Source organism: Benzoatithermus flavus, from assembly GCF_037908215.1.
Taxonomy (GTDB): Bacteria; Pseudomonadota; Alphaproteobacteria; order Geminicoccales; family Geminicoccaceae; genus Benzoatithermus; species Benzoatithermus flavus.
In genome coordinates this window covers 1-4,392 of sequence record NZ_JBBLZC010000052.1, presented here as the reverse complement: position 1 = coordinate 4,392, position 4,392 = coordinate 1, and the positions used below count along the sequence as shown (strand labels likewise).

The 4,392-nt window shown below is 72.0% G+C and carries 5 pseudogenes; 2 read left to right on the top strand and 3 right to left on the bottom strand.

Going from position 1 to position 4,392, the window contains the following annotated elements:
- Window positions 1-241: 241 nt before the first annotated feature.
- Window positions 242-1,439, bottom strand: a pseudogene (locus U1T56_RS23870) (ISL3 family transposase); the annotation flags it as partial.
- 223 nt (window positions 1,440-1,662) lie between these two features.
- On the opposite strand from U1T56_RS23870, the pseudogene U1T56_RS23865 reads away from it, so the two are divergent.
- Window positions 1,663-1,818: pseudogene (locus U1T56_RS23865) on the top strand (hypothetical protein); the annotation flags it as partial.
- Between the two features lie 253 nt (window positions 1,819-2,071).
- Here the strand turns inward: U1T56_RS23865 and U1T56_RS23860 are convergent.
- Together U1T56_RS23860 and U1T56_RS23855 are read right to left on the bottom strand one after the other, a co-directional pair.
- Window positions 2,072-2,560, bottom strand: a pseudogene (locus U1T56_RS23860) (transposase); the annotation flags it as partial.
- 67 nt (window positions 2,561-2,627) lie between these two features.
- Window positions 2,628-2,765, bottom strand: a pseudogene (locus tag U1T56_RS23855) (transposase); the annotation flags it as partial.
- A gap of 173 nt (window positions 2,766-2,938) precedes the next feature.
- On the opposite strand from U1T56_RS23855, the pseudogene U1T56_RS23850 reads away from it, so the two are divergent.
- A pseudogene (locus U1T56_RS23850) lies at window positions 2,939-4,082 on the top strand (transposase).
- Window positions 4,083-4,392: the final 310 nt, after the last annotated feature.

Here is a 4,392-nt window from a genome sequence, read left to right as displayed (position 1 = left end):
CCCAGGCCCGCACCGCCGCCCGACCGCGGTCTCGAACCGGCCATCGATCGGCTCGGCCGCGGCACGGCTGTCGCCGACGCTGCCGGCCCGCGCCGGGAGCGACCCCCGCCCGCCGACGATCCGCCGGGCGCAGGCGGCGATCACGCGGGCCACATGGTGTCAAGGCGCTTCGCATTTTGGTCCTTCCGCATTCTCGGTGCAGCAGAGCGGCGCTTGCGCCGATCCGATCGAGCCTGGCTCGTGCCGCGAGCAGCACACGCTGCCGAAGAAGATCGAAGCCGGCCCGCGCGTACATCTGGCGCTCGCTCATCTTCGAACGGCTGCTCTGCCCCTCGACCGGGCTCGTGCTCCAGGGTTCGCTCAGCGCCGCCCGCACCGCCGCGAGATCACGACGCAGGCTGACGGCGCAACCACGCAGCACCGGCGAGCCCGCCGCGCCAAGCCAACCATCGAGCCGCTCCGGCTGCCGCTCGCACCCCATGCGACGGAACTCGCGGGCGAGCTCGATCACCGCGACGCGCGCGGCCGGACCGGCGAGCAGGACATCGACGAAGCGGCGCTCGGTCCCGTCGAGCTTCCCGGCCTCGGCCACAAGACCCCTTGCCGCTGCGGCGAGACCGGCCGGGATGCCGGAGGAAGCATCGGGGGCAAGACCTCGTTCGCGGCGCGCAAGACGGTTACGGCTGCCTTGGCGGCGGCGCGGAGATCCGGCGGACGGCGATCGAGGATCCGCGGCAGGGCGTCGCCCAGGTTGCGCAGCAGATGCCAGCGGTCGGCGACTGGCACGGCTTCCGGCGCGCCGAGACGAGCTCCTTCGGCATCGGCGCCGGTGCGGTCACGGGCGACGATCTCCAAGCCGGGATGATCTCGGAACCAGGCGGCAACGGTCTCGGCGTCACGATCGGGCAGCAGGTCGACGGGCCGGTGGCGCTCGAGATCGACGACGATCGTGCCGTAGCGCCGGCCACGGTGCCAGGCCCCGTCGTCGATGCCGACGATCCGCGGCGGGGGCGGCGGCTCGAGCGGCGTCGCCCGGATCAGGCGCAGCAGCGTGTCGCCGCTGATCGGCATGGCGAGACGTGTGGCCAGGCGGGAGCCGGGCTCTCCGCCCGTGCCGTGCGCGATGGCGCGCTGGCTGTCGGCGAGCCGGCCGGTACGCCGGGCTTGCGCCTCCATGGCGGCAGGCGTTCGGCGACGCTGCGGCGTGGGCACCCGAGCACCGGGCAGCGGCAACGGCGTACGCGGACCGCGAGGGTGACCACGCGTCCCTGCCAGGGCCGGGCGGCGAGCCGCCGGGTATAATGGCCGTGCACGCGCGCGGAGGCATGCCCGCAGGCCGGACAAACGCCAGAGGTCGGCTTCGGGACGGCGAGGATGCCGCCGCGGTCGGGGCTGGGACGGACCCGCTCGACCGCGAGGTCGGCCGGGATCGGCGGCAGGAGCTGGCGGGGCGAGGACGAGGATCAAGGCTCCAGAGGTGATCGCCTCATGTGGTCCCGGACGCCCTCGTCGGCCACCACCTGCACCGAGAATGCGGAAGGACCATGCGAAGCGCCTTGACAGGGCAGCCAGGCCAGCGTCAAGCGGCAAGACACAGGCGGTCCGGCGGCCGCTTACCCCGCGAGACCGGCTGGGCCGACTCGACTCTGGCGCGGCGCCTCGGTGCGATCGAGCGCCGGCTCGACGCGGGGACGGCGATCGAGGCTCGCCATCGTGAGGGCGAGAAACTGCGGCGTCGGGTCAGGGCGCGCCGAGCTGACCCTGTGCCTGCGGCGGCGCGACGTGCCGGCGACCAACAACGCTTCGGAGCGGGCGCTGCGGCCGTTCGTGACGGCCCGGAAGGTGTTCGGCTGCGCCCGATTGAAGGAGGGTGCCGACGCGATGGCCGCGATTCGCTCGGTGCCGACCACGGCCAAGGCCCGTGGCCTGCGGGTGATGGACGCGCTCGCCGGCGGTGTCCTCTCGCCCGGCGACCGGCCCGGGGCCGCCCGATCACACCGTCATCATCGGAGCCCGTCCGGGAAGTTCGGCTTCGGTGAGAGGCACGTGCAAGCCGGCGCAGCACGAGCCGGATCATTGCGAGCAGAACGAAGGCCAGCGCGGTGCGGGCGAGGCTGTCGACATCGCGCACGAGCCGGCGACGGCGGCCGAGCCAACCGAACGTCCGCTCCACGAGCCAACGCTCGGGCAAGGGCGTGAAGCCGGTCGCCCCCTGAGCGCTCGACGATCGCCAGCCGAGCGCCGCCACCGCCGCGGTGGTGGCCGTGCCCCGATGGCCGCCATCGGCGAACACCGGCTCGACGAACGGGAAGCGGCGGCGCACCGCGCGCAGCAGCGGCAGCGCCCCGGCTCGGTCCTGCACGTCGGCGGGATGAACCATCGCGCGCGGCACCGAGCCGGGCGTGTCCACCACGCGGTGGCGCTTCTCGCCCGCATCGTAGCCATGCGGGTCGACGCGCGCCCCCCCTTTCCGCGTCCTCGACGCTTTGGCCGTCGACGATCGCGGCGGTGGGGCTCGCCTGTTGGCCGGCGAGGGTGCGGGCTTGCCGGCAGAGCGCATCACGGCGGCGATCGAGCGTGCCGTCGCAGGCCCAGCGCATGGGGTAATCGTGCGCGGTGCCCTTGGGCGGCAGAGCCTCGGGCGGCGCCCGCCCTTGGCAGCCGGTCGCGAGCACGTAGAGCAGCGCGTTCGGCTCCTCGCGCAGGTTCACCGAGCGCCGCCCACCGCGTTTGGCCGGCGGGATCGAGGCGCGACCAGCGCCCATTCCGTATCGGTCGGATCGCGCGGAGAGCGCGGGCCGGCACGATCGTAGGTTCGACGCGGCTCGGGCGTCCACATCGGGCATCTCCCGGGACGTGGACACCTCCGGAAACCTGGGTAGCGCTGACGCGGATGACATGATTCCGTCCGCCTTGGACGATGGCAAGCGAGGCGCGGATGTCGGCAGGTCAGCCAGGGTTCTGGGATGTGCAGGATCGTCTGCGGGAGCTGTCCGCGCAGGGCGATCCGCTGGAGAAACTCGCCGCGACGGTCGATTTCGAGATGTTCCGGGCCGAGTTGGAGGCCGCACTTGGCGCCCGCGACCGCAGCCAGGGCGGCCGTCCGTCCTTCGATCCGGTGCTGCAGTTCCGCATGCTGGTGCTGCAAGCGATGCACGGGCTGTCGCTGGCGCGACGGAGTACCTGGTGGCTGATCGGCTGAGTTGGATGCACTTCTGTCGCCGCGGCCCCGGCGATACAGTGCCCGACGCCGACGCGCTGCAGGACTTCCGTGAGGCGCTGATCGCCGCCGGCGCGTTCGACGCACTGATCGCCCGGCTCGACCGGGCGATCACGGAGGCGGGCTATCTGCTGATGGCCGGCCAGATCGCCGACGCGACCCTGGTGGCCGCCCCGCGCCAGCGCACCACCGAGGCCGAGAAGGCGCGCTCGAGGCGGGCGAGACGGCCCGTGACGTCTGGCCGGACAAGCCGGCCAAGGCACACCAGAAGGACACCGACGCGCGCTGGACGGTGAAGTTCAGCAAGACCCGCCCGCGCGAGGATGGCACCCAGCAGCACGAAGCGCCTCGACTGCAGGATCGGCAAGGCCCGCCCGCCCGAGGATGGCACGCCGCAGCTGGACATCGCGGTCCCGCATTTCGGCTACAAGTCGCACATCTCGATCGATCGGCGCCATGGCGCCATCCGGTGCGGCAAGGTCACGGACGCGGCGGCGCATGACGGGGCGTGGCTGCGCGAGGGGCTGATCGATCCGAACAACACGGCCGCCGACGTCTGGGGTGACACGGCCTGTCGCTCGGCGGAGAACGAGCGCTATCTCGCCGGCATCGGCAAGGTCAGCCACATCCATCGGCGCAAGCCGGCGGGCCGGCCGATGCCGAGGCGCACCGCCAGGGCCAACGTCGCCAAATCCGCGGTGCGCGCCCAGGTCGAGCATCCCTTCGCGCATCAGAAGGGGTGATGGGGCCGGTGATCCGCACCATCGGCCTCGCCCGGGCGCGCGCAGCCGTCACCCTCGCCAATATTGCCGACAACATGAAGCGATGGTGCTGGCTCGACAGGCGAAGCCTGCCCGCCTGAACCACAACACAGACAGAACAGTCACCGCCGGCCTATCGATACCACCGCAGCGGCTCTTTCCATCCCGAGCCGCTCGGCACAAAGGCCCCTCCGATGTTCCCTAACGCAACGAATACCCGGTTATCGGAGGTGTCCACGTGACCGGTAGCAACAGGCAAACCCTTGTCAGAACGCCCTTTCCTGGAAGGCTTGCAGGGGATCGGAACGGCCAGACGCCGCGCCTCGTGACCAGTTACTAACCCCTAAATATAGGGATCGAGCAGCGCAGCGGGTGGTTGGCGCCTGGAAGAACGCCCGCACCCGCTCGGGC